Raw genomic sequence first — 23,962 nt, 5'->3', positions numbered from 1 at the left:
CAGCCTTAACAAGGGCGGGATCATCGGCCCGCATCACCCACCCAGATATGCGCTGCGCACCGCCTCGTTGGCCAGCAGCGCCGCGCCGCTATCCTCCAGCACCACATGCCCGTTCTCCAGCACATAGCCCCGGTCAGCCAGCTTGAGCGCCTGGTTCGCGTTCTGCTCCACCAGGAAAATGGTCATCCCCTCCCGGCGCAACTGCTCGATGGTGTCGAATATCTGCTGGATAATAATCGGCGCCAGACCCAGCGAAGGCTCATCCAGCAACAGCAGCCGCGGCTGGCTCATCAACGCCCGGCCGATGGCCAGCATCTGCTGCTCGCCCCCGGACATGGTGCCGGCGCGCTGAACGCGCCGCTCCTGCAACCGCGGAAAAAGCTCAAACACCCGCTTGATACGCTGCTGATACTGCGGGCGCGTGGCGAAAAAGCCGCCCATGACCAGGTTCTCCTCCACCGTCATCCGCGAAAACACTCGCCGCCCTTCCGGCACGATGGCAATCGAGGCGCGCATAATCCGCGCCGTCGGCCAATCGGTAATATCGTCGCCCTCAAACATAATCCGGCCCTTGGAGGCGCGCGGATCGCCGCACAACGTGCCAAGCAGCGTGGTCTTGCCGGCGCCGTTGGCGCCGATAAGCGTCACTATCTCACCGGGGTTGATATGCAGGCTCACCTCATGCAGCGCCTGGATTTTACCGTAATGCGCCGAAACGCTGTGCAAAGACAGCATAGCTCTATCCTGAGTCATCAGGCCTCTCCCAAATAGGCCCGAATAACGTCCGGGTTACTGCGAATCTCGGCGGGGGTACCGTTCGCCAACGGCATGCCCTGGTTAACCACATAAATGCGATCGGAAATACCCATCACCAACTTCATATCATGCTCAATCAATAACACCGACACATCATGCTGTGACCGCAGTTCGGCGATCAGCATATTCAGCTCGGCGGTCTCGTTCGGGTTCAGGCCCGCGGCCGGTTCATCAAGCATCAGCAGAGACGGGCGCGTCACCATGCACCGGGCAATCTCCAGCCGGCGCTGCTGGCCATAGGCCAGATTGCCCGCCTGGCGGTTGGCCAGCTCCAGCAAACCCACGCGATCAAGCCAGGTGCCGGCATAATCCTGCGCTTCGGCCTCCGCCTGGCGGAAGGCGCGGGTTTTCAGCAACCCGGCGAAAACGCCGCTTTTAAGATGCTGATGCTGCGCCACCAGCAGGTTCTCAATAACCGTCATTTCGCGGAATAATCGCACATGCTGGAAAGTGCGCACCACCCCCATCCGGGCGATGGTCTGGCCCGGCAGCCCTTCCAGATGCCGATCGCGCAGCATGATGGTGCCGCTGGTGGGGCGATAAAAACCGGTCAGGCAGTTGAATACCGTGGTTTTACCGGCGCCGTTGGGGCCGATAAGCGACACGATTTCGCCGGGGAACAGATCCAGTTCAACCTGGTTAACCGCCAGCAAACCGCCGAAGCGCATGGTCAATGCCTTGACGGATAACAGGGGCTGCAATGCGGAGGAGGTCATGCCCGCGCTCCTTTACCGGTCTTCATTTTCATCTGCGGACGTTTCATCGGCAGCAAACCCTGCGGCCGCCAGATCATCATCAGCACCATCAGCGCGCCCAGCAACAGCATGCTGTACTGGTTCAGATCGCGCATCAGCTCGCGGGACACCACCAGCAGGATGGCCGCCAGGATCACCGCGAACTGCGATCCCATGCCGCCCAATACCACGATGGCGAGCACAAAAGCGGATTCCACGAAGGTGAATGACTCCGGACTGACAAAACCCTGGCGCGCGGCAAACAGCGTGCCGGCAAAACCGGCGAACGCCGCGCTGATGGTAAAGGCGGTCAGTTTAATCCGGGTCGGACTGAGGCCCAGCGAACGACAGGCGATTTCATCCTCGCGCAGCGCCTCCCAGGCCCGTCCCAGCGGCATGCGCAGCAGGCGGTTAATGATAAACAAGGTCAGGATCACCAACAGCAGCGCCACCATATACAAAAAGATAATCCGGTCGCCGGGATCGTAGGTCAGGCCAAAGAAATTATGGAAGGTGTCCCAACCGCCCTCGCGCGGGCTACGGCTAAATTCCAGACCAAAAAAGGTCGGTTTCGGGATCTGGCTGATGCCGTTCGGCCCGCCGGTGATCTCGGTATTGTTCAGCAGCAGGATACGGACAATTTCGCCAAATCCCAGGGTGACGATCGCCAGATAGTCGCCGCGCAGCCGCAGCACCGGAAAACCCAGCAATAACCCAAAACCGGCGGCAACCAGCCCCGCCAGCGGCAGGCTTTCCCAAAAACCCAGGCCACAGTAATGATTAAGCAGCGCGTAGGTATAGGCACCGATGGCATAGAACCCGCCGTAGCCCAGCACCAGCAGGCCGGACAGCCCCACCACCACGTTCAGCCCCAGGCCCAGCATGATATAGATAAGCGTCAGGGTGGCGATATCCACCGTGCCGCGCGATACCAGGAACGGCCAGGCGATAGCGGCCAGGATCATCGCCAGCGCCAGCCATTTCTGGCGCGGCGTGGAGCCGTCAAAGCTCGGCAATACCCAGGACGGACCGCTGATTCTTTTCAGGCTATGCTGAAAAACCGGCCGCAACAGCTGGAACACGAACACCACCGCGCAGCCGGCGCCAATCCAATACCAGCGCACCTCGCCCGCGTTATGCACCACCAGCCGGGTGCCTTCCAGGCTCAGGCGCATCCCCATCATAAAGACGGCCAGCACCAGCAGCATCAACGCACAAAACAGCGCGTTTAATACAGGCTTGATCTTCATACCTTCTCGACCTCCGGACGGCCCAGGATGCCGGTGGGCAACACCAGCAGCACCACGATAAGCAACGCGAACGAAACCACGTCTTTATATTCGCTGCTCAGATAGGCCGAGGTCAGCGCTTCCGCCACCCCCAGAATCAACCCGCCCAGCATCGCGCCGGGGATACTGCCGATACCGCCCAGCACCGCAGCGGTAAACGCCTTCATGCCGGCCATAAAACCGATATAGGGGTTGATGACGCCATAAAACTGGCCCAACAGCACGCCGGCCACCGCCGCCATCGCCGCGCCGATGACAAAGGTCAGCGAGATGACCCGGTCGGTGCTGATGCCCAGCAGGCTGGCCATTTTCAAATCTTCCGCGCAGGCGCGGCAGGCGCGCCCCATGCGGGAATAACGAATAAACAGCGTCAGGGCCAGCATGGCGACAAAGGTCACCGCCCAGATGGTGAACTGCATGGTGCTGATGCTGGTGACAAAACCATTGCTTTCACCCAGCACCCATTGGCCGCTGGCCAGGCTCGGCAGCGCCAGATCCCGCGAACCCTGCGTCAGGCTGACGTAGTTTTGCAGGAAAATAGACATGCCGATGGCGGAAATCAGGGCGATCAGGCGCTTGGAGGATCGTACCGGTTTATAGGCCACGCGCTCGATGCTCCAGCCATAGGCGCTGGAAATCACGATGGCGGCGATAAAGCCGGCGCCAATCAACAGCCAACCGGCGTCGATACCCATCATCATCAGCGCGGCGATAACAATAAAGGAGACATAGCTACCGATCATATAGACTTCGCCGTGGGCGAAGTTAATCATGCCGATAATGCCGTAAACCATGGTGTAGCCAATGGCAATCAATGCATAGGTGCTGCCCAACGTCAGGCCGTTGAACAACTGCTGCATAAAATAAAGGAACTGCTCGGACATACCTTAACCTTTGTAGCCGCGCCCGCTGAACCAGGCCAACGGGAGCGGCGATATTTTTTTAACCCGGGAGGAACGGCAGATTATTTAATCGGTGTGGAAGTACCGTCTGCGTGCCATGTAAATACGCCGAACTCAAATCCCTTCAAATCGCCCTTCTCATCCCAGCTCAACGGACCCATGACCGTTTCCACGGTTTTGGACTTCAGATCCTTGACGATAGCGGCCGGTTCCATACCGGCGCTTTCCATACCGGACGCCAGGGACTGCACCGCCGCATAGGTGGTCCAGACGAACGGACCGGTGGGATCGAGTTTTTTCGCCTTCAACGCCGCCACAATCGGCTGGTTGGACGGTACCTGGTCATAGCGCTTCGGCAAGGTGACCAGCATGCCTTCCGACGCGTCGCCGGCGATATTGGACAGCGAGGAGTTGCCCACGCCTTCCGGTCCCATGAATTTGGCGGTCAGCCCGGCCTGTTTCGCCTGACGCAGAATTTGTCCCATTTCCGGGTAATACCCGCCAAAGTAAACAAAATCGACGTTCTCTTTCTTCAGGCGCGCCACCAGCGTGGAGAAATCTTTATCACCGGCGGTGATGCCTTCGAACAACACCACGTTGCCGCCGTTTTTCTTCAGGCTGTCCTGCACCGAGCGCGCCAGGCCCTCGCCATATTGCTGCTTGTCATGCACCACGGCGATACGTTGGGGTTTTATCGCCTCAAGAATGTATTTGGCGGCGGTCGGTCCCTGATCGGAGTCCAGGCCGGTGGTGCGCATGATCATCTTGTAACCGCGCGTGGTCAGGTCGGCATTGGTGGCCGCCGGGGTGATCATGATGATACCTTCGTCTTCATAAATATCGGACGCCGGCTGGGTGGAGGAGGAGCAAAGATGGCCGATAACATATTTGATGCCGTCGTTGATAACCTTGTTGGCCACCGCCACCGCCTGCTTGGGATCGCAGGCGTCGTCGTATTCGACCCCCACCAGTTTATTGCCCTTCACGCCGCCCTTGGCGTTGATATCGGCTATCGCCTGACGCGCCCCGGTGAATTCCATGTCGCCATACTGGGCAACCGGACCGGACATTGCGCCGACCACGGCGACCTTGATATCTTGTGCCCAGACGGAATGGCTCATTGCCATGGCCATACAGCCGGCCAGCAAAGCGTTGCCTTTGTTGAATTTCATCCACTGTTCTCCGTTTTGTTGTGTTTGCTGCCTGTTTTTTGGCCGGTTTTTTACCGCCATTAGGTATTTTTATTATATGTAATAATGCCTTAGCCTCCGGATTGCGAAGGTTTGCCAATAAGCTTTTATTTTTCATATTATTGAACAGAAATATTATGCTGTAAATCAACTTATACTTTCAGAAATAACCTGCATGGACAGCACAAAATAATGATATTATTATCGGTATTTCCATCGTCTTCTAGCGGGTCGTGCTAGTTTATGATATTCAGGTAGATCGTTTACCCGGACTTATTGTGATGGGCGTCACTTATGCCATTTTAGCCCTCGCAAGATTTACATCATCTTTTGTCAACAAATTCGCTACATTATTTTTTACGTCTTAAGTGATTACACGCATGAAATTAACTATTGAGCAGTTATTCCGTTTTACGCCGCAGGATCTGATTGATTTGGCGAAAATTTGGCCAAACACCGATATTGCGGCGCTTAACGCTCGCCTTTCCGGATCCTGCGCGGTATTCGCCGCCCGTTTTAACGACAGGCTGTTGGGCGCGGTGCAGGTGATTATTGATAACGAATGGAACGAAGGCCGCCTGGTGGCGCCGCTGGTGCGCGCGGTTACCCGTCGACGTGGCGTGGGGCTTTACCTTATGACCGAAGTACAGCGTCTGCTACCGGAGATTAATCACTGGTGGCTGGGCAATAATCAACCCTTCGAAGACGTGGCGGTGATGGCCCGGTTTATGGATGCATGCGGATTTTGCCAGGAACCGGACGGTTGGCACAAACGCCGTTGATGCACCCGATTCCGGGAAAGCGTCAGGCGGCAAGGTGGCTTGTACCCTGAATACGTCGAATGACGGCAGGAGGGCAAATCCGCTCAGGTTAATGCGGCCCCCCTGCTTAAATCCCATGGGACGGCATCACTAAAGCGGTTAACAGGCTCGGGTAGATCAGCGATAGTTTTTCAGTTCCCGTATGGGGCCGGCATATATCCCCTTGAAACGCTGGAGAGTAAGATCGAGTATTTCTTTACCATGAGTTTGCTGTGGGCAGGCTTTATCATATGCAGGCATTTTATTAGCAATAAAAGTTTTTTCTTGCCTATCCTCCGGTGTGCTATTAGAGAGATCAAGGCATCGATTAGCCGGTGTATTATAGTCAATATATAAGTGAGGATAACTTCCCGTTGGGATAGGAGAGAAATACATCGTGCCGCGGTAAATGTAGAATATGTTTGTACCGTTGGGGGTATTATTGACGCCGACCAGTCTTCCGTACAGTATCGGAAAGCCGGCAATCATGCCGCCGGTGGATGCGGGAGATCCGGATATCAGGGTGTTATATCCGTTACCAGTGGGAACGCCATAAGGAATGTTTTCCATTTAATCTTCCGGTGTGTTTTATTGTCGCCACGGAAAAATGCGATAAGTGGAATTTTCGCGGCTTTGCTGTTCTATATTATAGAGTTCCGGAATAATGCTAAAGTCATATTTGTTTAATAATAATCTGACGATAACTAAATATAAAAAAAGATTATTTATATCGGTCTGTTTGCCACAGAAATAACCCTGATCATTAAGCACAAAAAATGTTTATCCTGACGCATCCTCAGCGACAATGCGTTTCAGTTTAAATAAAGCATTTAAGGCGGCACTTTTAGCATGCGGTAAATGGATATAGAAACGGCCGGTATGCACCGGCCGTTCGCAATTGTTGGTAATCAACAGCGCCCTGTCAGGATTCTATCGCCAGTCGCATCTTTTTCATGGCGTTTTTTTCCAGCTGGCGCACGCGCTCCGCCGAGACGCCATACTTGTCGGCCAGCTCCTGCAGCGTGGACTTGTTATCGTCGTCAAGCCAACGCGCGCGGATGATATGCTGGCTGCGTTCGTCCAGGCCTTCCAGCGCCACGCTGAGCTTGTCCGCCGCATGATCGTCCCAGTTGTCTTCTTCAATGCCGTCGGCAAAGTCGGAAGATTTGTCCTGCAGGTACAGCATGGGGGACATGGCCTGCCCGTCGCGGGCTTCTTCATCCGGCGTGGGATCAAAGGTCATATCCTGCGCGGCCATGCGTGATTCCATTTCGCGCACGTCCTTGCTGGTCACGCCCAGCGTCTTGGCGACCATTTCCACTTCGTCCTGGTTGAACCATCCCAGGCGCTGCTTGTTTTTACGCAGGTTGAAGAACAGCTTGCGCTGCGCCTTGGTGGTGGCGACTTTCACGATGCGCCAGTTGCGCAGTACGTATTCGTGGATTTCGGCCTTGATCCAGTGCACGGCAAACGAGACCAGCCGCACCCCGACTTCGGGATTGAAACGGCGAACCGCTTTCATCAGGCCGATATTGCCTTCCTGGATGAGATCCGCCTGCGGCAGACCATAGCCGGAATAATTACGCGCGATATGAACAACAAAGCGCAGGTGTGACAGGATGAGCCGCTTGGCCGCGTCCAAATCGCCCTGATAATGCAGCCGTTCAGCCAATGAGTGCTCTTCCTCCGCCGTCAGCATCGGATAGGCGTTGGCTGCCCGGATATAGGCTTCCAGACTGCCTTGCGGGACCAGGGCTAAAGCTTGCATATCTTTGATCATTCAATTCCTCTCGCAAAATTCTCTGATGCCGCCCAATCGATAGCATACCCTATTGCCGGGTTATCTTAACCAGATAGCCGATACTAAGACCGGCGATGGATATCATAGTTCATTGCCATTTTAGCAACAACTCATGGCAACGTAGAGCAGCTTGTGCGGTACAACATCCAATGACCTATTATAACAAAAAAAGGTTACTGGGGTGTAAACCGACGTAAATGTTGCACGGTCGCCAGCCAGGCGGCCACCCAGCCTATCATGGCGGAAATCAGCAGCAACAGCAGCGTTTCTTCGACGTCGAGTCCGTGCAGCGCAAACGTGGTGCCGAATACCGCCGCCACTTTCGCCACCACCGATTCCAACCGCCAGACCAGGGTTTCCGACAGGATAAGCGACAAGACCGCCCCGCCCAGCCCCAGCAGCGCGCCGCCGTTAAGAAACGGCCGCAGGATAAACCCGTCGGTTGCGCCCAGCAGCTTCATTACGTTAATGGTCTCGCGGCGGCTGAAAATGCTTAGCCTGATGCTGTTGCCGATAACCAGGAACACCGCGATAATCATCAGCAGCCCGATAGTGGCGGCAACCTGTCCCACCAGCCCGGTTAACGCCGCCAGGCGGGCAAACCAGCTGTCGTCCATACGCACTTCGTCCACCCCCGACACCGCCGCGACCCGGTCGCGCAGGGTCTTGAGGCTGTCGGCGCTCTGAAAATCGAGCTTGGGCGTAATGATGGCCACCGCCGGCAGGGGGTTTTCTTCCAGCATATCCAGCGCGCCGCCGAAGCCGGACCAATTGCGGAATTCGCCCATCGCCTCCTCGCGGGACAGGTAGTTGACCTTATCCACGCCGTCCTCTTGCTTAAGCCTTCCCAGCACCTTAAGCGCCGCGTCGTCATCCAGGGCCTTGTCAAGGTAGACGGTCAACTGCGGCGCGGGATACCACTGCTCCGCCGCCTGGCTGACGTTTTTCCATACCAGATAACATACGCTGGGCAAGGTCAACGAAATGGCAATTACCGCAATAGTCAATAGCGTAGCCAGGGGCTGGAGGCGCAAATCCGCCAACGCGCTTTTCCAGGCATAGCCCCATTGTTCGCGCCAGCCGCTTTGCAGCGCCTTGCTCTTGTCTTTTATCGGCTTGGCGCGCGCGCCTTTGGGCCGGTTAAGTTTATTCGCCATCCCGGCCCCCGTCTAACCTGCCCTGGCTAAGAGACATGATGCGATAGCGCCGCCTCGCGATCAGGCTCAAATCATGGGTGGCCATCAATACCGTCACCCCGGCCCGGTTGAATTCCTCGAACAAGCGTAAAATCTCCTCCGACAAGGCGTCATCCAGGTTACCGGTAGGCTCATCAGCCAGCAGCACCGCGGGTTTGTTCACCACCGCCCGGGCAATGCCGACCCGCTGCTGTTCACCGCCCGACAGCTGGATGGGGAAATTGCGCGCCTTATCCAGCAGGCCGACCTTGTCCAGCGCCGCCGAAACACGACGCCTGATATCCTCGACGCTGGCGCCGGCGATAATCAGCGGCATCGCCACATTGTCATACACGGTGCGATCGAGCAGCAAATGGTGATCCTGGAAGATCATGCCTATCTGGCGGCGTAAAAAGGGAACTTCGCCATTTCTCAGGCGGCTGATGTCGTGGCCGCCGAAAAATATATGACCCGCGCTAGGCCGTTCAATACCGCATATCAGTTTCAGCAGGGTGCTTTTCCCCGCGCCTGAATGGCCGGTCAGAAAGGCCATCTCGGCCGGACGAAGGTGAAAATTGACGCTTTGCAGCGCCTGTCGTCCGCCAAGATACGCTTTGCTGACCTGTTCAAAGCGAATCATCCTAATCAATCCTCTCGGGCAAAATAAACCCTGTTGGGCAACCCATCAATTTTCTGGTGTAACATCCCGTGAAAATAGCGCCTCGATAAAATCCGGGGCGTTGAACGGCCGCAGATCCTCAATACCCTCGCCAACGCCGATATAACGAATCGGGATATCGAACTGGTCGGCCACCGCGAAAATCACGCCGCCCTTGGCGGTACCGTCAAGTTTAGTCAGGGTAATGCCGGTAAGCGGCACCGTTTCGTTAAATAACCGCGCCTGGCTGATGGCGTTCTGTCCGGTGCTGGCGTCCAGGGTCAGCATAACCTCATGGGGGGCGTCGCCGTCCAGCTTTTTCATGACCCGCACGATTTTCTTCAGCTCATCCATCAGATGGCTTTTGTTTTGCAGGCGCCCGGCGGTATCGGCGATCAGGACATCGACGCCGCGGGCTTTGGCCGCCTGGATCGCGTCGAAAATGACCGATGCGGAATCGGCGCCGGTGTGCTGCGCGATAACCGGGATCCGGTTACGCTGGCCCCAGACCTGGAGTTGCTCCACCGCCGCCGCGCGAAAGGTGTCGCCGGCCGCCAGCATCACGGTTTTGCCCTGCGCCTGGTACTGGCGCGCCATTTTGCCGATGGTGGTGGTCTTGCCGACGCCGTTGACGCCTACCATCAAGATGACGAACGGCGTCTTGCCGCCCACTTCCAGCGGCCGATCCACCCTGGCGAGGATGGCGCCCATCTCTTCTTTTAATTTAACGTAAAGCGAATCCGCGTCTTTCAGATGCCGGCGGTCGGCATGTTCGATAAGCCCGGCGATAATCTTGCGCGTGGTGTCCACCCCGACGTCGGCTATCAGCAACTGTTCTTCCAGCTGTTCAAACAAATCATCGTCTATTTTCTTACCGGTAAACAATCCGATAAATCCGGATCCGAGATTTTGTCTGGTCTTGAGCAGCCCCCGCTTCAAGCGGGCAAAAAATCCCTCGCGGGCCGGGCGCTGCCGTTCGGTCGCGGGCAGGCCGGCGTCAGCCTCGACAATATGCGACGCGCCGACGTTGTCCTCGTCGACAGGCGAATCGCCGGCGTTAGCCTCGTCGATATTCGGCGCGCCGACGTTGTCCCCATCGTCCCGGGCGAGGTCTTCCTGCGCCAGCCGTTGCCCTTCATCGGGACGGACATCCCCGGCGAGGGCCAGGTCGGCTTCCAGGGCACGGGTATGATCGCCATCAACGCCGGCAAGGCCATCTCCCGTCGCGCCGTTAGCGGGATGAACGTCCTCGGCAAGGGCCAGCTCCGCCGCATCACGCCCGTCATCATCGCCATTGCCGGCGGAGGCTTCAGGATCCGCCTGGCCAGCGGCCTGGCGCGCCGCCACCTGTTCGGTGACATCGACGATATCCCGGGCGGTATCGCGGGCCGCCGTGTCATCGGCCGCCGGCGCCCGACCGGTCTGCCGCGCGGCGGCGCCGGCGTCCTCGGGCCGCTCATCACCCTTAGCCGGTTTTTCCTGTTCCGGCTCGTCATCCTCACGCTTCAGACCTAACCAGGAAAGGAAACCACGTTTTTTCTCTTTTGCCATTTGCGACTACACTCCTCGCCGAAGAATCATGGCGGATGAATAACATGACTGATAAACCTGATAGTTTATCACCTTCGCGGCCACTCAACACGCCTGGCGTGGGTTTTGCCCCTGGCGGCGAAGAAGGGCGAATTAACATTCCCACCGCGCCGCCGGCCCGGTAGAATAGCCGGCTACGGACCCTGACCCGGTTTTTTGACTGATTTGGCGAACAATAAGACATTTATGGCTAAAAATATCCCCGCGCGCCCCGCCGGGCAAATCCGGATTATCGGCGGTCAATGGCGCGGGCGTAAACTGCCGGTACCGGATAGTCCGGGGCTGCGCCCGACCACCGATCGGGTGCGGGAAACCTTGTTCAACTGGCTGGCGCCGATGATCCAGGGCGCGCGCTGCCTGGATTGTTTTGCCGGCAGCGGCGCGCTGGGCCTGGAGGCGTTGTCCCGGCACGCCGGCGCCGCCACCCTGCTCGAGCAGGACCGGGCCGTCGCCGCCCAGTTGGTGAAAAATATAGGGTTGCTGGGAGCCGCCAACGGCCAGGTGGTCATGACCGACAGCCTGCGCTGGCTGAATCAGCCGGGCACGCCGTACGATTTGGTTTTTCTCGATCCGCCTTTTCGCCGCGGTCTTATCGATGAGACGGTGCAATTACTGGAACGGCATCTTTGGCTGGCGCCCGGCGCCTGGATTTATCTCGAGACCGAAACGGAAAACCGTGACCTCAAGGTGCCGGCGCACTGGCGGCTGCACCGGGAAAAAATCGCCGGCCAGGTGGCCTGCCGGTTGTACATTCGTCAAGACCGCCTTCAGGAGCAAAATGATGTGGATTAACCTGGGCCGTGTGCTGATGTTGCTTATCTGGGGATTTCTGGTGTTTAACCTGATCCATCCCTTTCCGCGACCGCTGAAATACTTTCTTGATATCGCCATGATATTCATGGTGATTATGCACGGTTTACAGCTTACGCTGCTCAAAGCCACCCTGACTCGCGACGAAGGGAAACTCAGCCGTCTTTTCCAGGCGCGGATGTTTTTGTTCGGTGTCTTCGAAATGCTGGCCTGGCAAAAGAAGCAGCGCGCGCATAACCCGGCCGGCCCGGATAAATAGTGCGCGCGCACGACGCTTAAGAGGGCTTTTTGCCGGGAAAATACGGGAAGGTGGCGACATTATCGCCAAGATCGGAAATGCGCGCGCTGCCCTTTTCGGTCACGACATCGATGCGGATCACCGCGTGCAACGGAATATAGCTGCGGTTGACCCCGGCGAATTCGGTTTTCAGTTTCTCGGCGGAAGGGTCGACCAATACGGCGCTTTGGCTATAAAACACAAACTCGCCGATTTCGATAAAACCGAACATCGGGCTTTGGCTGAGCTCGCGTACATAAAGCTGATAGTTTTTGCCGTTATTGATAAATTGAATCCGATATAAAGGCAGTTCGCTGCTCATAACCCGGCTCTCTCCCACCTTTTTGGCGAATTGACGTTTGCATGGAAAAATTCTGGCGCTAACATAGCATAAAGCGCTGTAACAACACACTCAGTCCCTCAATCGGGGTTAAACCCATATCGAACCCTACACTGAATTTACGATCGTCATTATATTTCTGCGTCAATCGTACCAAATGAGATCCCAGGGAACGCACCCTCACCGCACATAAGGATAAAACACTATGCTCTGGTCATTTATCGCTGTCGTTTTTTCAGGATGGTTGTTTGTCGACGCGACCTATCGCGGCCCGGTATGGCAGCGCTGGTTGTTCAAACCGGTTACCCTGCTGCTGTTGCTGGCCCTGGCCGCCCAGGCGCCGGTGCTGACCGTCCCCGGCTACCTGATTATCCTCGGCCTGGTGGCGACCATGGTCGGCGATGCGTTGCTGCTGCTGACCAATGAACGCATGATGTATGTTATCGGCGCCTATTTCCTGTCCTACCTGCTGTACACCATTGGCTTTGCCAGCCAGATGACCTTTACCGTCTTTTGGCCGTTGCCCGTGGCGCTGCTGATTATCGGGGCGGTGTTGATTGCGGTGCTGTGGCCGCGACTGGCCGAACTGCGCTGGGCCATCTGTACCTATATCGGCATGACGCTGCTCATGGTGTGGATCGCCGGCGAACAGTACTTCGCCCGCAGCACCGATCATAGTTTTTCGCTGCTGGCGGGCGCGTGCCTGCTGCTGCTGACCACCGTGCTATGGCTTATCAGCCATTTCCGTTACCCTTTCGGGGCGGCGAAAGCGGTGATAGCCGCCAGTTATTTCACCGGCCACTTCCTGATTGTGCGGTCGCTGTATTTTTGATTATCCTTTGCGCAGCAGGTAGCGATAGGGCAATTCCCCGGTCGACTGCGCCAGCAGGGCATGTTCCATATAGCGGCAGAAGCCGGGAATATCGCGCGTGGTGGCCGGATCGTCGGCGATGACCAGCAGCGTTTGGCCGGTTTGCATCTGGCGCACGGTTTTACGCACCATCATGACCGGCTCGGGGCAGCGCAGGCCCTGGGCGTCAAGGGTGAGATCGGCATCGGCAAAGGGATCTGGCATAAGGATTCCACTATTCGGTAATGTACCGCTCAGAATGGGAAGACAAAACCGCGCGGCCCGAAGCCTAAGGGTCAGGCGCTTGTTTGCCGCCAATCTGGCGTCTGCGTAAGTTATTGCCCGCAAGCTTGGCTGAAATTGATGATAAACTCAACGGTTGCATTTTTAACGCAACCGGGTATTATGCGCGCCGCGCCGACAAGTGGTTAATTAATAGCTGAACGGCGCATTTATTGTTCTGGGTTCCCTCACCCCATTTATCAAAAAAAGGCCATATATGTTTAAATTTACTCCCCGCCAGCGGCTGCACGCGCTGCTTTGGCTGACGCTGTTCCACATCGTCATCATCACCTCCAGCAACTATCTGGTGCAGCTGCCGATCGCTATTTTCGGCCTGAAGACCACCTGGGGCGCGTTTACCTTCCCTTTTATCTTCCTGGCGACCGACCTGACGGTGCGGATATTCGGCGCCCCGCTGGCCCGCAGGATTATCCTGGCGGTGATGGCGCCGGCGCTGGTGGTGTCCTATATCGTTTCCTCGCTGTTTTTCCAGGGGGCGTGGCAGGGCGTGGCCGTGTTGGCGCAGCTTAATCTGTTTGTCGCCCGCATCGCCTGCGCCAGCTTTATGGCCTACGCCCTGGGTCAGATCCTTGATGTCCATGTCTTTAACCGGCTGCGCCGCGGCTACCCTTGGTGGGTGGCGCCGGCGGCCTCCACGCTGCTTGGGAATATCAGCGATACGCTGGCGTTCTTTTTTATCGCTTTTTATCACAGCACCGACCCGTTCATGGCCGCCCACTGGGTGGAGATCGCACTGGTGGATTACAGTTTCAAGCTACTGATAAGCCTTATATTTTTCCTGCCGATGTACGGTGTTGTGCTGAATATGCTGCTTAAACGAATGGCACGGCCGGGCAATAACGGATTTCTCCAACTGAGTTAACCTCAATATTGCGTTATTCTTGGCTTACTCGCTTTTGGGAGATTGCCATGATAATTAACCAACGTACCGCCAGCGCGAAAGAGATTCATCTGTTGTATGCTCAGTTGCCGGAGCTGAACGCGCGCCACTCCTTGATGGATATCGAAATGCGGCTGCAGCACCGGCCGCATCAGCTGATTATCGCCGAGGTCAACGGCCGTCCCGTGGGTTTTATTGCGGGTTATGCCCTTAACGCCGATGTATTTCACCTGTGGCTCGCGGGAGTTTTGCCCGGTTTTCGCCGCCACGGCGTGGCGCGAGCGCTGCTGGCCGCGCAGGAAGATTGGGCAAAAGCGCGGGGATATCACATCATCAATGTAAATACGCGCAGCCGCTTCCAGGGGATGCTATTGTTTCTTATATCAAATCACTATCTGCCCACGCGCAACGAAACGCAGGATGATGAAGGGGAAACTCAGGTTTGCTTTGAGAAAAAAATATGACGATCAGTTAGTTGTGATTTCCAGGCTCATCGGATTATCAACAGCGGAACGGCTGAACAAATGGAGTAATCAAGGAAATTTATGCAGAAAGCAGCGAAGTATCTTGGCATCGGTTTACTGGTAATCGGGCTGGCGGCCTGTGACAATAAAAACGATAGCAACGCCACGGTCGACAACGGCGCGGCGCAAAGCCAGTCGCAAACCAAAGTCAGCCTGCTGGAAGGGAAGCTCGCCTTCACCCTGCCCGGGGATATGAGCGACCAGAGCGGCAAGGTCGGTACCCAGGCAAACAATATGCACGTCTACGCCGATAGCACCGGCCACAAGGCGGTCATCGTCATCCTCGGCGACAACACCACCGAAGGGCTGGATGTGCTGGCGCAGCGCCTGGAAGATCAGCAGCGCTCACGCGATCCCGATCTGCAGGTGGTGACCAATAAAGCCATTACCGTCAACGGCCAAACCTTTCAACAGCTGGACAGTATTGTCTCCAGCGGCGGCAAACCGGCCTATTCGTCGGTGGCCATCGGCAAAGTGGACAATCATCTGCTGACCATGCAAATCACTCTCCCCGCTGAAAACCAGCAGTCGGCGCAAACCGCGGCCGAGTCCATTCTCAATACCCTGGTCGTCAAATAAACCATCCGGGCCGGCGCTAGCGCGTCAGCCCGGAGGCTTTATTACGCAATACCCGCCGCCGGAGCGTTAGCGTCATCAATAACCCCAACAATACCAGCACGGCGGCCGCCAGATAAATGGACGAGACGCCGGCATGGGCCATCAGCACCCCGGCCAGCGGGCCGACGATACCCAGCGACAAATCCATAAACGCGGTAAAGGTGGCCAGCGCGCTGCCCTGGTTCTGCGGCGGCACCTCCTTCATCGCCACCACGCCCAGCGCGGGGAAAACCAGCGAGAAGCCGGCGCCGGTGAGAAACGCGCCCACCTGCGCCATCCACGGCGCGCCCGACAGCCAGACCAGCAGCAGGCCGGCGGCTTCCACGCTAAAACATGCCATGGATACCCGTAGCCCACCGTAGCGGTTAATGCTGTTGGGGAAAAATAGCCGGGTGCCGACAAACGCGGCGCTGAACAGCGTCAGGGCGAACGCGGCGCCGCTCCAGCTTTTATCGGCATAAAACAGCGTAATAAAGGTAGCTATCACGCCGAAACCGCATGAGGCGAACGCCAGCACCAGCCCATAACGCCAGATAAGCCCCACCACCGCCTTAAAGGGGATTTGCGCGCCGGAGGCGGTTTTGACCCGGGGTCTTGGTATCGCCGCCATAATCGCCACCGCGCACACCAGGATAATCGTTCCCGCCAGTAAGCCCAATCCGCCAAGATAATACAGCCATACGCCCAATGGCGCGCCCACAGCCAGGGCGCCATAGCTTGCCACCCCGTTCCAGGAAATCACGCGGCCGATATGCAGCGAACCGACCGCGCCCACCCCCCAAAGCGTGGCGCCGGTGCCGACAAAACTTTGACCTACGCCGAGGATTACCCGTCCGGCGCATAACAGGATTAAGGCCGTCAGCGGCAGCGCGTCGCCGATCAGGGAAAACAGGTAAAAAACGCCGCTTAGCATGCAGCCGAACAAGCCCAGCACCACGATGCGCTTTGGCCCGAAGCGATCGGCATAGCGTCCGGCCCAGGGACGGCTCAACAGGGTGGCGAGATATTGCAGGCTTATCACCAGGCCGGCCCAAAACGCGCTGTATCCCATATGGTTATGCACATAACCGGGCAATACCGCCAGCGGCAGGCCGATAGAGAGATAATTCACGAAGTTGAAGACCACGATGGAGAGGATATCAAGGTTAAGACGCCATCCGCTGGCGGCCGGCAATGGTGAAGGACCAGGCATGGACATCATACTCACGGCAAAGGGCGTCGGTACAGGGCTCGCCCGGTAAACAAATAATTAACAAGTATAACCAAATGTCTCCGGGCGATCATGGTCGGAATGCCAAATATTCCAGGCGTTTGCCTAAAAAGCATCTTTTGCAGGCCAGCGGCAAACCAGCGGTTCGGCTTGGGCATTTACCCCAACGGATCCCTTTTTCTTGCACAGCCTGCACAAAGCGGCCGCATCCAGCGAACAAAAGCGGAGAACATTCATCAAAGCCGGACAAAAAAGATTGCTTTACGGAAACAGTAACCATTATAAATATAGGGATATTCCCCTGGCGCCAAGCCTGCGCCAGAACGGGCAAAATACCTTTAACGTTGCGCCGTGGGGCTTACCCCGGCAGGAAAGACGTATGAACCGATTTATCGTGGCGGAGTCAGCATCCTGTATTGGCTGCCGCAGTTGTGAAGTAGCCTGTGTCGTCGCCCACCATGGCGGCCAGTTCCCCAGCAAGCGCGAATACTTTACGCCGCGGCTCAGGGTCATCAAGGGGGCAACGGCCAGCATCGCGGTTTCCTGCCATCACTGCGAGGACGCGCCCTGCGCCAGCGCCTGCCCGAACGACGCCATAGTGCGCAGCCATGATGCCATCCTGGTCATGCAGGAAAAATGCATCGGTTGCAAAAGCTGCGTTATCGCCTGTCCGTTCGGCATGATGACCGTGGTTACGGAGACCGTGCAGCCCGCCAGCCAGCGTCTGGCGGAAGCCTTTGAACGGACCGAGGCGCAAAAATGCGATTTGTGCGCGGCGGAAAACTACCAACCGGCCTGTGTCGGCGCCTGCCCGACCCAGGCATTGACGCTGATGGATGCACCGCAGATCGCCGCGCGGCAGGAGCAAAAGCGCTTCGCCGCCGCGTTAAAAGACCCGGCCGGCTACCAGATAGCCGGCGCCCGTCCGCTCAGCGCGCCGCCTGAAATCAACGCGCGCAGCCGGCACCCCGCGATTAACCTGCTGGATATGCCGCGCACGCCCCGGCTGGAAGCGACTAAAATCCCGCTTGAACAGCGTAAAAACGGTTTTGCCGAGATCTACCAGCCGTTTAATGAAGCGCAAATCGGCGAGCAGTCCGAGCGGTGCCTCAACTGTGGCGATCGCACCATATGCCAGTGGACCTGTCCGCTGCATAACGCGATACCGCAGTGGATTAAGCTGGCCAACCAGGGACGGATCCTGGAAGCGGCCGAACTCAGTCATCAAACCAGCAGCCTGCCTGAAGTCTGCGGCAGGGTTTGTCCGCAGGATCGCCTGTGCGAGCAATCCTGTACCCTGAATGACCGCCACGGCGCGGTGACCATCGGCCATATCGAGCGTTATATTACCGAAACGGCCTTTGCCCAAGGCTGGCGGCCGGACATGTCGCAGGTGATACCCAGCGGCAAGCGGGTGGCGGTTATCGGCGCCGGCCCTGCCGGCCTGGGCTGCGCCGATGTTCTGGTGCGTAACGGCATCCAGCCCGTGGTGTTCGATCGTTATCCGGAAATCGGCGGGCTGCTGACGTTCGGCATCCCGGCCTTCAAGCTGGAAAAAAGCGTCATGAGCCGCCGGCGCGAGATTTTCAGCGCCATGGGCGTCGATTTCCGGCTCAATACCGAAGTTGGCCGGGATATCACCATGGAGCAGTTGCTAAGCGAGTTCGACGCGCTGTTCCTGGGCGTCGGCACCTATCAGTCCATGCGTTCGGGGCTTGACAACGAACAGGCCGAAGGCGTGCTGGACGCCCTGCCTTTCCTTATCGCCAATACCCGCCACCTGATGGAGTACCCCGACACGGATGAGCATGCCTATATCAGCATGGAGGATAAAACCGTGCTGGTGCTCGGCGGCGGCGATACCGCCATGGACTGCGTGCGTACTTCCCTGCGCCACGGCGCGCGCCAGGTGATCTGCGCCTATCGCCGGGACGAAAAAAACATGCCCGGCTCCAAGCGCGAGGTGAAAAACGCCCGCGAAGAAGGGGCGGAATTTATGTTTAACCAGCAACCGCTGCGCATTGAAGTCGATGGGCGGGGCCGGGTCAGCGGCGTCACCATGGTCACCACCGTCATGGGTGAACCGGATGACAACGGCCGGCGGCAGGCGGTGCCGGTTGCCGGATCAGAGCATGTGGTCGCCGCCGACGCGGTCATTATGGCGTTTGGCTTTAAGCCGCACCGTATGAACTGGCTGGCGGATCATAACGTGGTGCTGGATAAGCAGGGACGGGTGGTGGCGCCCACGGTCTCCGGTTATCCCTACCAGACCAGCAATGCCAAGATTTTTGCCGGCGGCGACATCGTGCGCGGCGCCGATCTGATCGTGACCGCCATTGCCGAAGGACGCAAGGCGGCCGAAAGCATCAGCTGTTATTTGCATGTGCGTTAACGGAAAAGGGAGACGGTGATGAACCAGTTTATTATCGCCGACGGCAGCCAATGCATCGGCTGCCGCACCTGCGAGATTGCCTGCGCCACGGCGCATAGCGGGGGTGCCGCCGTGACCACGCAGAATTTCGCGCCACGCCTGAAGGTGGTCAAGACCTCAAGCGTTACCACGCCGGTGCTTTGCCGCCAGTGCGAAAACGCCCCTTGCGCCAACGCCTGTCCCACCGGCGCCATCCGTTATCTCGACAATAGCGTACAGGTGCTCCAGTCCCTGTGCGTCGGCTGCAAGTCCTGCGTGCTGGCCTGCCCCTACGGCATGATTTCCGTTAGCGCCGCGCCGATGGCCGCCACCGCTACCCGGCCCGCCGCATACCGGGCCACGGCGCTCAAATGCGATATCTGCAGCGGACGCGACCAGGGACCGGCCTGCGTGGAAGTCTGCCCCACCGGCGCGCTGAAACTGATGCGCGCGGACGAGCTGGAACGCAGGCTGAAACAACTGCAGCGGCACGCGGCCAACGGCGCGCTGCCGGGGCTGGGCGCATAGCATCGCCCGCCGTGGGTTATCCAGGTTTCATCGCTGACATGAAACTGTCATACATCCGGCCTAATTTTATTTCGTGACGTCCATTTCCCTTGACCATACGAAATAAACATAAGGACCCGACATGCGCCCTCTTTCTTCCCTGATCATCGCGTCCACCGCGATGCTGTTTATCGGCTCAGCCCTGTCTCGGCCGGCGGTTCCGGATCCGCGGCGGATCGGCGCTATCGTCGACACCACCACGCCGGCAAGCCAGGATCCACAGTTTGTTGCGCTCGAACAACGCATCCAGCAGGATCTGCGCCAGTCCCTGCAAGGCGACGCCGCGACACTCGCCCGCCCCCAATTGGAGAAAGCCAGGCAGACATCGACGCAGGCGGATACAAAGTGGCTGGCCGCCAGCGGCTATAATTTCGCCGTCAAACAGAACCAGCAGGCGGGCATTGCGTTGCTGGAGGATTTCACGCGCCTGTCGCCGGCGGTGCAGGCCATAAGCCTGGCCACGGTGACCGGGATTAATCGCGACGCCACCCAGGGACAGCGCCGTCAGGCGCTGGTGGACGCCGAAGGACAAAATTATCTTTTTTTCCTGGCCGACGCCTTGGGCCCCCGGCTGGGCAACGCTTTTCTCGACGCTTACGAAAAAGGCGAAATCAATAAAGCCGCCGCATTGATTAAAACCTCGGAAATCAGCACCTCGGCGGCGAAGGATCATTTCAATTATGACCGGCCCTTTTTACGTCCGGGCAACCAGATCCATCTGGTGCCGGACGACAGCGTGGTCAAGGACGGTCATCCCTATACCGCCACCGCCGGCGCGTTTCCAAGCGGCCATACCAATACCGGTTATACCGATGCCCTGCTGCTGGCGGAGATGCTGCCGGAGCGGTTTACGCCGCTTGTCGATCGCGGCGCCCGCTACGGCTATTCCCGTATCGTACTCGGGGTGCATTATCCGTTGGATATTATCGGGTCGAGAATAGTGGCCGAGCGCAACGTGGCGCATTTTCTTAATGACGCGCAATACCGCGCGCTGTTCGAGCAGGCCAAAAGCCAGCTGCGCGGCGCGCTGGAAAAGGAGTGCGGCGCCACCCTGGCTGATTGCGCCCAAAGCGACGCCGGGACCGACCCCTATCGCAATCGCGCCCTGACGGCATTTTATCGATATACCATGAGCTACGGCCTGCCGGCGGAAAAAACCGCGGCCAGGCCCGTCAGCGTGCCCGCGGGCGCGGAGGTGCTGCTTGAGGCCCCGCTGCCCGGCCTTTCAGCGGCGCAGCGGCGCGCATTAATGGCCAAAACCGCCCTGGGGGACGGTTATCCCCTGTCCGGCGGCAACGGCGAGCAGAATTTCTGGCAACGTCTGAATCTGCATGACGCGGTGGTCAGCGCGTCGCTGGGTCGATAAAAAAGGGCCAAGGCTACCGGCTCCCCGTCTCTGTCGGTCTCAGTGTGGCGAAGAGCCGGAAAGCCGGGTCAGCACCGCGGTATAAAACACCACGAATCTCGCCGGTGGAACCGGTCGGGCCGGCAAACGGACGAAAATAACGATATATTCAACTACCTTGGCCATTTAACACTATACTCTGCGCGCATCTAGTCCTGCCGCCATCAGGGTATATCGACGCTACGGGCTGTCGGGAGGGCGTTTATGGACCAAGGAAACGAATAATGTTATTGAGAAAAAAACGCATGAAGCCCATGCGGATACAGGACATCACCATTATCGACGACGTGAAGCTCAAAAAGGCCATTACCGCGGCCGCGCTGGGCAATGCCATGGAATGGTTTGATTTCGGCGTCTATGGTTTTGTCGCCTACGCGCTGGGTCAGGTATTTTTCCCCGGCGCCAATGCCGGGGTGCAGATGATTGCGGCGCTGGCGACCTTTTCGGTACCTTTTCTGGTCAGGCCGTTGGGCGGCCTGTTTTTTGGCGGTCTGGGCGACAAGTTCGGACGGCAAAAGGTGCTGTCGGTAACCATCATTATCATGTCCGCCAGTACGTTTTGCATCGGCCTGATTCCTTCTTACGCCTCAATCGGCATCTGGGCGCCGATCCTGCTGCTGACCGCCAAGCTGGCGCAGGGATTTTCGGTGGGCGGCGAATATTCCGGCGCAGCCATTTTTGTCGCCGAATATTCTCCCGATAGAAAGCGCGGCTTCCTGGGCAGTTGGCTTGATTTCGGTTCCATTGCCGGCTTCGTCTTGGGGGCGGGCTGCGTGGTGTTTATTTCCAGCATGGTGGGAGAAGACAATTTTATCGCCTGGGGATGGCGGATTCCGTTTTACCTGGCCGCGCCGCTGGGGCTTATCGGCATTTACCTGCGTAATGCCCTTGAGGAAACGCCCACCTTCCAACAGCATATCGACAGTATCGACAAAGAGGCCAAAACCACCCTCCAGGCGCCGCCCAAGGTTTCCTTTCGCGAAATCGCGGCCACACAATGGAAAAGCCTGCTGAGCTGCGTCGGCCTGGTTATTGCCACCAATGTCACTTATTACATGCTGTTGACCTATATGCCGAGCTATCTGTCCCATAGCCTGCATTATTCGGAAAACCGCGGCGTGCTGATTATTATCGCCATTATGGTGGGGATGCTGTTTGTACAACCCCTTATCGGCCTGATGAGCGATAGGTATGGACGCAAACCTTTTGTCATTGGCGGCAGCATCGGACTGTTTATTTGCGCCATTCCCTGCTTCATCATGATAAACAGCGGCATTATCGGGCTGATTTTCCTGGGGCTACTGATCCTGGCGGTATTGCTGAACGCATTTACCGGCGTGATGGCATCGACCCTGCCGGCCATGTTCCCGACCCACATCCGCTATAGCGCGCTGGCCATCGCGTTTAATATCTCGATACTGGTGGCGGGCCTGACGCCTACGCTTATCGCCTGGATCGTCGAGGAAACGCGGAATCTGTATATGCCCGCCTATTACCTGATGCTGGTGGCGGTAATCGGCCTGCTGACGGGGCTGTATATGAAGGAAACCGCCAACCTGCCCCTGAAAGGCGCGGCGCCGGCGGCCTCGGACAAAACGGAAGCCAGGGAACTGTTGCAGGAACAGTACGATAATATCGAGCAACGTATCGAGGATATCGATAATCAAATCAAGGATCTGGAAATAAAACGCCAGGCACTGGCGGTCCAGCATCCGCAAATCAGTTAACGCAGGCCCGGGGCGCTTCGTATCCGCAACTGGCGTATCCGGGCACAAGGCGGTTAAACTGCGAATGGTGATTTCGCCATTCCCCGGAGGAATATTGTGGACCGATTAGCGGCAATGGAAACCTTTGTCTATGTCGTGGAAACCGGCTCGTTTTCCGCCGCCGCGCGCCGGCTTGCCATAGGCCAGCCGGCGGTATCCAAGACCATTGCCCAACTGGAGGAGCGGCTCGGCGTCAGGCTGCTGCTGCGCTCGACCCGCGGCCTTACCCCCACCGAGGCGGGCGAGGAATACTACCTGCGGGCCAAGCGCGCCATCGACGATATCAACGACGCCGACGTGGCGGCGCGCGGCGCGGGCCATGGTTTGACCGGCCGGTTGCGTATCTGCGCGCCGGTGACGTTTGCCCGGATGAATGTATTGCCGCACCTTGGCCCTTTTTTGTCCCGTCACCCCGATCTGCATGTCGACGTGGTGCTTGACGATCGTAATATCGACCTGATTGCCGAGGGAATCGACGTGGCGCTGCGCCTGGGCGCGCTCAGCGACTCAAGCCTGATTGCGCGCAAGCTCAGCTCCGCCCCGCTGCAAATTGTCGGCACGCCCGGCTATTTCGCCCGCTGCGGCGAGCCAGGCAAACCGGAAGACTTGCTTGACCATCAGGCGGTGGTTTACACCCGAAGCCGCGGCGGCGGCGCCCGCTGGGTTTTCAGCCGCGGTGAAGAGACGCGTACCATCAATGCCCAGGGTCGGGTGCAGGTCTCGGCCGCCGAGGGTATTCGTACCCTGGTGCGCTCGGGCGTGGGGCTGGCCATGGCATCACGCTGGATGTTCGCCCCGGAGCAGACGAGCGGCGAAGTGATGACTGTGCTCAATGACTGGCATCTGCCGATGATGGATTTATGGGCGGTGTTTCCCACCGGCCGTCTGGCCAGCGCCAAGGCGCACGCGTTCGTCGAATATTTCGCCGCCATTCTTGGACCCGGTCCGGTCGTCGCGCCACGCGTCGTCTATTCCCAGCCGGAATAAAAGCTATCGATCTCCGCGGTCTACCGGCGCGCCCTGCCGGGCGGTACTCTTGACGTAACG

25 protein-coding genes are annotated in these 23,962 nt (G+C 57.9%); 12 read left to right on the top strand and 13 right to left on the bottom strand.

What is annotated here, in order from left to right:
- Positions 1-33: 33 nt before the first annotated feature.
- The 5 genes from livF to VGC33_RS10805 all read right to left on the bottom strand — a co-directional run bounded on the left by livF (position 34) and on the right by VGC33_RS10805 (position 4,913).
- Entirely contained in the window at positions 34-753 is a 720-nt protein-coding gene (gene livF / locus VGC33_RS10825; RefSeq protein WP_331120759.1) for a high-affinity branched-chain amino acid ABC transporter ATP-binding protein LivF, read from the bottom strand.
- Positions 753-1,532: a high-affinity branched-chain amino acid ABC transporter ATP-binding protein LivG gene (gene livG, locus VGC33_RS10820; protein WP_331120758.1), complete on the bottom strand. Its 780-nt coding sequence runs from the start codon at positions 1,530-1,532 to the stop codon at positions 753-755. Before livG ends, livF begins: the two co-directional genes overlap by 1 nt.
- Positions 1,529-2,800 carry a high-affinity branched-chain amino acid ABC transporter permease LivM gene (locus VGC33_RS10815; RefSeq protein ID WP_331120757.1) on the bottom strand — a complete coding sequence of 424 codons (1,272 nt, stop codon included), beginning with the start codon at positions 2,798-2,800 and terminating at the stop codon, positions 1,529-1,531. Before VGC33_RS10815 ends, livG begins: the two co-directional genes overlap by 4 nt.
- Positions 2,797-3,723, bottom strand: coding sequence for a high-affinity branched-chain amino acid ABC transporter permease LivH (livH, locus tag VGC33_RS10810; protein WP_331120756.1), 927 nt, complete (start codon positions 3,721-3,723; stop codon positions 2,797-2,799). The genes VGC33_RS10815 and livH overlap by 4 nt, the downstream gene beginning before the upstream one ends.
- Positions 3,724-3,803: 80 nt before the next feature.
- Positions 3,804-4,913: a branched-chain amino acid ABC transporter substrate-binding protein gene (locus VGC33_RS10805; protein WP_331120755.1), complete on the bottom strand. Its 1,110-nt coding sequence runs from the start codon at positions 4,911-4,913 to the stop codon at positions 3,804-3,806.
- Positions 4,914-5,311: 398 nt separating this feature from the next.
- On the opposite strand from VGC33_RS10805, the gene panM reads away from it, so the two are divergent.
- The gene (gene panM / locus VGC33_RS10800) at positions 5,312-5,713 is read left to right on the top strand and encodes an aspartate 1-decarboxylase autocleavage activator PanM (RefSeq protein WP_331120754.1); all 402 of its coding nucleotides are present in this window, start codon (positions 5,312-5,314) and stop codon (positions 5,711-5,713) included.
- A gap of 156 nt (positions 5,714-5,869) precedes the next feature.
- Here the strand turns inward: panM and VGC33_RS10795 are convergent, their stop codons facing one another.
- The 5 genes from VGC33_RS10795 to ftsY all read right to left on the bottom strand — a co-directional run bounded on the left by VGC33_RS10795 (position 5,870) and on the right by ftsY (position 10,916).
- Positions 5,870-6,301 (bottom strand): hypothetical protein, encoded by a 432-nt coding sequence (locus tag VGC33_RS10795; protein ID WP_331120753.1) that lies wholly within the window; start codon positions 6,299-6,301, stop codon positions 5,870-5,872.
- A gap of 352 nt (positions 6,302-6,653) precedes the next feature.
- On the bottom strand, positions 6,654-7,511 hold the full coding sequence (gene rpoH, locus VGC33_RS10790) for an RNA polymerase sigma factor RpoH (RefSeq protein ID WP_331120752.1): 858 nt from the start codon (positions 7,509-7,511) through the stop codon (positions 6,654-6,656).
- 194 nt (positions 7,512-7,705) lie between these two features.
- Positions 7,706-8,689: a permease-like cell division protein FtsX gene (ftsX, locus tag VGC33_RS10785; protein ID WP_331120751.1), complete on the bottom strand. Its 984-nt coding sequence runs from the start codon at positions 8,687-8,689 to the stop codon at positions 7,706-7,708.
- Entirely contained in the window at positions 8,679-9,347 is a 669-nt protein-coding gene (gene ftsE, locus VGC33_RS10780) for a cell division ATP-binding protein FtsE (protein ID WP_331120750.1), read from the bottom strand. Before ftsE ends, ftsX begins: the two co-directional genes overlap by 11 nt.
- Positions 9,348-9,392: 45 nt before the next feature.
- Positions 9,393-10,916: a signal recognition particle-docking protein FtsY gene (gene ftsY / locus VGC33_RS10775; RefSeq protein ID WP_331120749.1), complete on the bottom strand. Its 1,524-nt coding sequence runs from the start codon at positions 10,914-10,916 to the stop codon at positions 9,393-9,395.
- A 225-nt stretch (positions 10,917-11,141) separates the two neighbouring features.
- On the opposite strand from ftsY, the gene rsmD reads away from it, so the two are divergent.
- Both rsmD and VGC33_RS10765 read left to right on the top strand, forming a co-directional pair.
- Positions 11,142-11,747 carry a 16S rRNA (guanine(966)-N(2))-methyltransferase gene (rsmD, locus tag VGC33_RS10770; protein WP_331120748.1) on the top strand — a complete coding sequence of 202 codons (606 nt, stop codon included), beginning with the start codon at positions 11,142-11,144 and terminating at the stop codon, positions 11,745-11,747.
- Entirely contained in the window at positions 11,737-12,024 is a 288-nt protein-coding gene (locus VGC33_RS10765; protein WP_331120787.1) for a DUF1145 family protein, read from the top strand. The genes rsmD and VGC33_RS10765 overlap by 11 nt, the downstream gene beginning before the upstream one ends.
- A gap of 16 nt (positions 12,025-12,040) precedes the next feature.
- On the opposite strand, the gene VGC33_RS10760 is transcribed toward VGC33_RS10765, so the two are convergent.
- Positions 12,041-12,364: a DUF1820 family protein gene (locus VGC33_RS10760; RefSeq protein ID WP_331120747.1), complete on the bottom strand. Its 324-nt coding sequence runs from the start codon at positions 12,362-12,364 to the stop codon at positions 12,041-12,043.
- A gap of 223 nt (positions 12,365-12,587) precedes the next feature.
- Between VGC33_RS10760 and VGC33_RS10755 the strand changes: the two genes are divergently transcribed.
- The gene (locus VGC33_RS10755) at positions 12,588-13,214 is read left to right on the top strand and encodes a lysoplasmalogenase (protein WP_331120746.1); all 627 of its coding nucleotides are present in this window, start codon (positions 12,588-12,590) and stop codon (positions 13,212-13,214) included.
- On the opposite strand, the gene tusA is transcribed toward VGC33_RS10755, so the two are convergent.
- On the bottom strand, positions 13,215-13,457 hold the full coding sequence (gene tusA / locus VGC33_RS10750) for a sulfurtransferase TusA (protein WP_331120745.1): 243 nt from the start codon (positions 13,455-13,457) through the stop codon (positions 13,215-13,217).
- A 274-nt stretch (positions 13,458-13,731) separates the two neighbouring features.
- Here tusA and VGC33_RS10745 point away from each other — a divergent pair, with 274 nt between their 5' ends.
- The 3 genes from VGC33_RS10745 (at position 13,732) to VGC33_RS10735 (ending at position 15,518) form a co-directional block, all read left to right on the top strand.
- Entirely contained in the window at positions 13,732-14,397 is a 666-nt protein-coding gene (locus VGC33_RS10745; RefSeq protein ID WP_331120744.1) for a 7-cyano-7-deazaguanine/7-aminomethyl-7-deazaguanine transporter, read from the top strand.
- Between the two features lie 47 nt (positions 14,398-14,444).
- Complete coding sequence (locus tag VGC33_RS10740; RefSeq protein ID WP_331120743.1) at positions 14,445-14,879, top strand: GNAT family N-acetyltransferase; 435 nt, start codon at positions 14,445-14,447, stop codon at positions 14,877-14,879.
- An 81-nt stretch (positions 14,880-14,960) separates the two neighbouring features.
- Complete coding sequence (locus tag VGC33_RS10735; RefSeq protein ID WP_331120742.1) at positions 14,961-15,518, top strand: DcrB family lipoprotein; 558 nt, start codon at positions 14,961-14,963, stop codon at positions 15,516-15,518.
- Positions 15,519-15,534: 16 nt separating this feature from the next.
- On the opposite strand, the gene VGC33_RS10730 is transcribed toward VGC33_RS10735, so the two are convergent.
- Positions 15,535-16,749, bottom strand: a complete 1,215-nt coding sequence (locus VGC33_RS10730; protein WP_331120741.1) for an MFS transporter — start codon at positions 16,747-16,749, stop codon at positions 15,535-15,537.
- 397 nt (positions 16,750-17,146) lie between these two features.
- Here VGC33_RS10730 and aegA point away from each other — a divergent pair, with 397 nt between their 5' ends.
- From aegA to VGC33_RS10705, 5 genes are all read left to right on the top strand, one after another.
- A complete protein-coding gene (gene aegA, locus VGC33_RS10725) occupies positions 17,147-19,159 on the top strand; it encodes a formate-dependent uric acid utilization protein AegA (protein WP_331120740.1) in 2,013 nt (670 codons plus the stop codon).
- A gap of 18 nt (positions 19,160-19,177) precedes the next feature.
- Complete coding sequence (locus VGC33_RS10720; RefSeq protein ID WP_331120739.1) at positions 19,178-19,705, top strand: 4Fe-4S dicluster domain-containing protein; 528 nt, start codon at positions 19,178-19,180, stop codon at positions 19,703-19,705.
- A 121-nt stretch (positions 19,706-19,826) separates the two neighbouring features.
- Positions 19,827-21,110 (top strand): acid phosphatase, encoded by a 1,284-nt coding sequence (locus VGC33_RS10715; RefSeq protein ID WP_331120738.1) that lies wholly within the window; start codon positions 19,827-19,829, stop codon positions 21,108-21,110.
- Between the two features lie 263 nt (positions 21,111-21,373).
- The gene (gene proP / locus VGC33_RS10710) at positions 21,374-22,876 is read left to right on the top strand and encodes a glycine betaine/L-proline transporter ProP (protein ID WP_331120737.1); all 1,503 of its coding nucleotides are present in this window, start codon (positions 21,374-21,376) and stop codon (positions 22,874-22,876) included.
- Between the two features lie 96 nt (positions 22,877-22,972).
- Positions 22,973-23,902: a LysR family transcriptional regulator gene (locus tag VGC33_RS10705; RefSeq protein ID WP_331120736.1), complete on the top strand. Its 930-nt coding sequence runs from the start codon at positions 22,973-22,975 to the stop codon at positions 23,900-23,902.
- Positions 23,903-23,962: the final 60 nt, after the last annotated feature.

Source organism: Acerihabitans sp. (assembly GCF_036398755.1).
In the GTDB taxonomy this organism is placed as follows: Bacteria; Pseudomonadota; Gammaproteobacteria; order Enterobacterales; family Enterobacteriaceae; genus Acerihabitans.
This window is presented reverse-complemented; position numbering and strand designations above follow the sequence as displayed.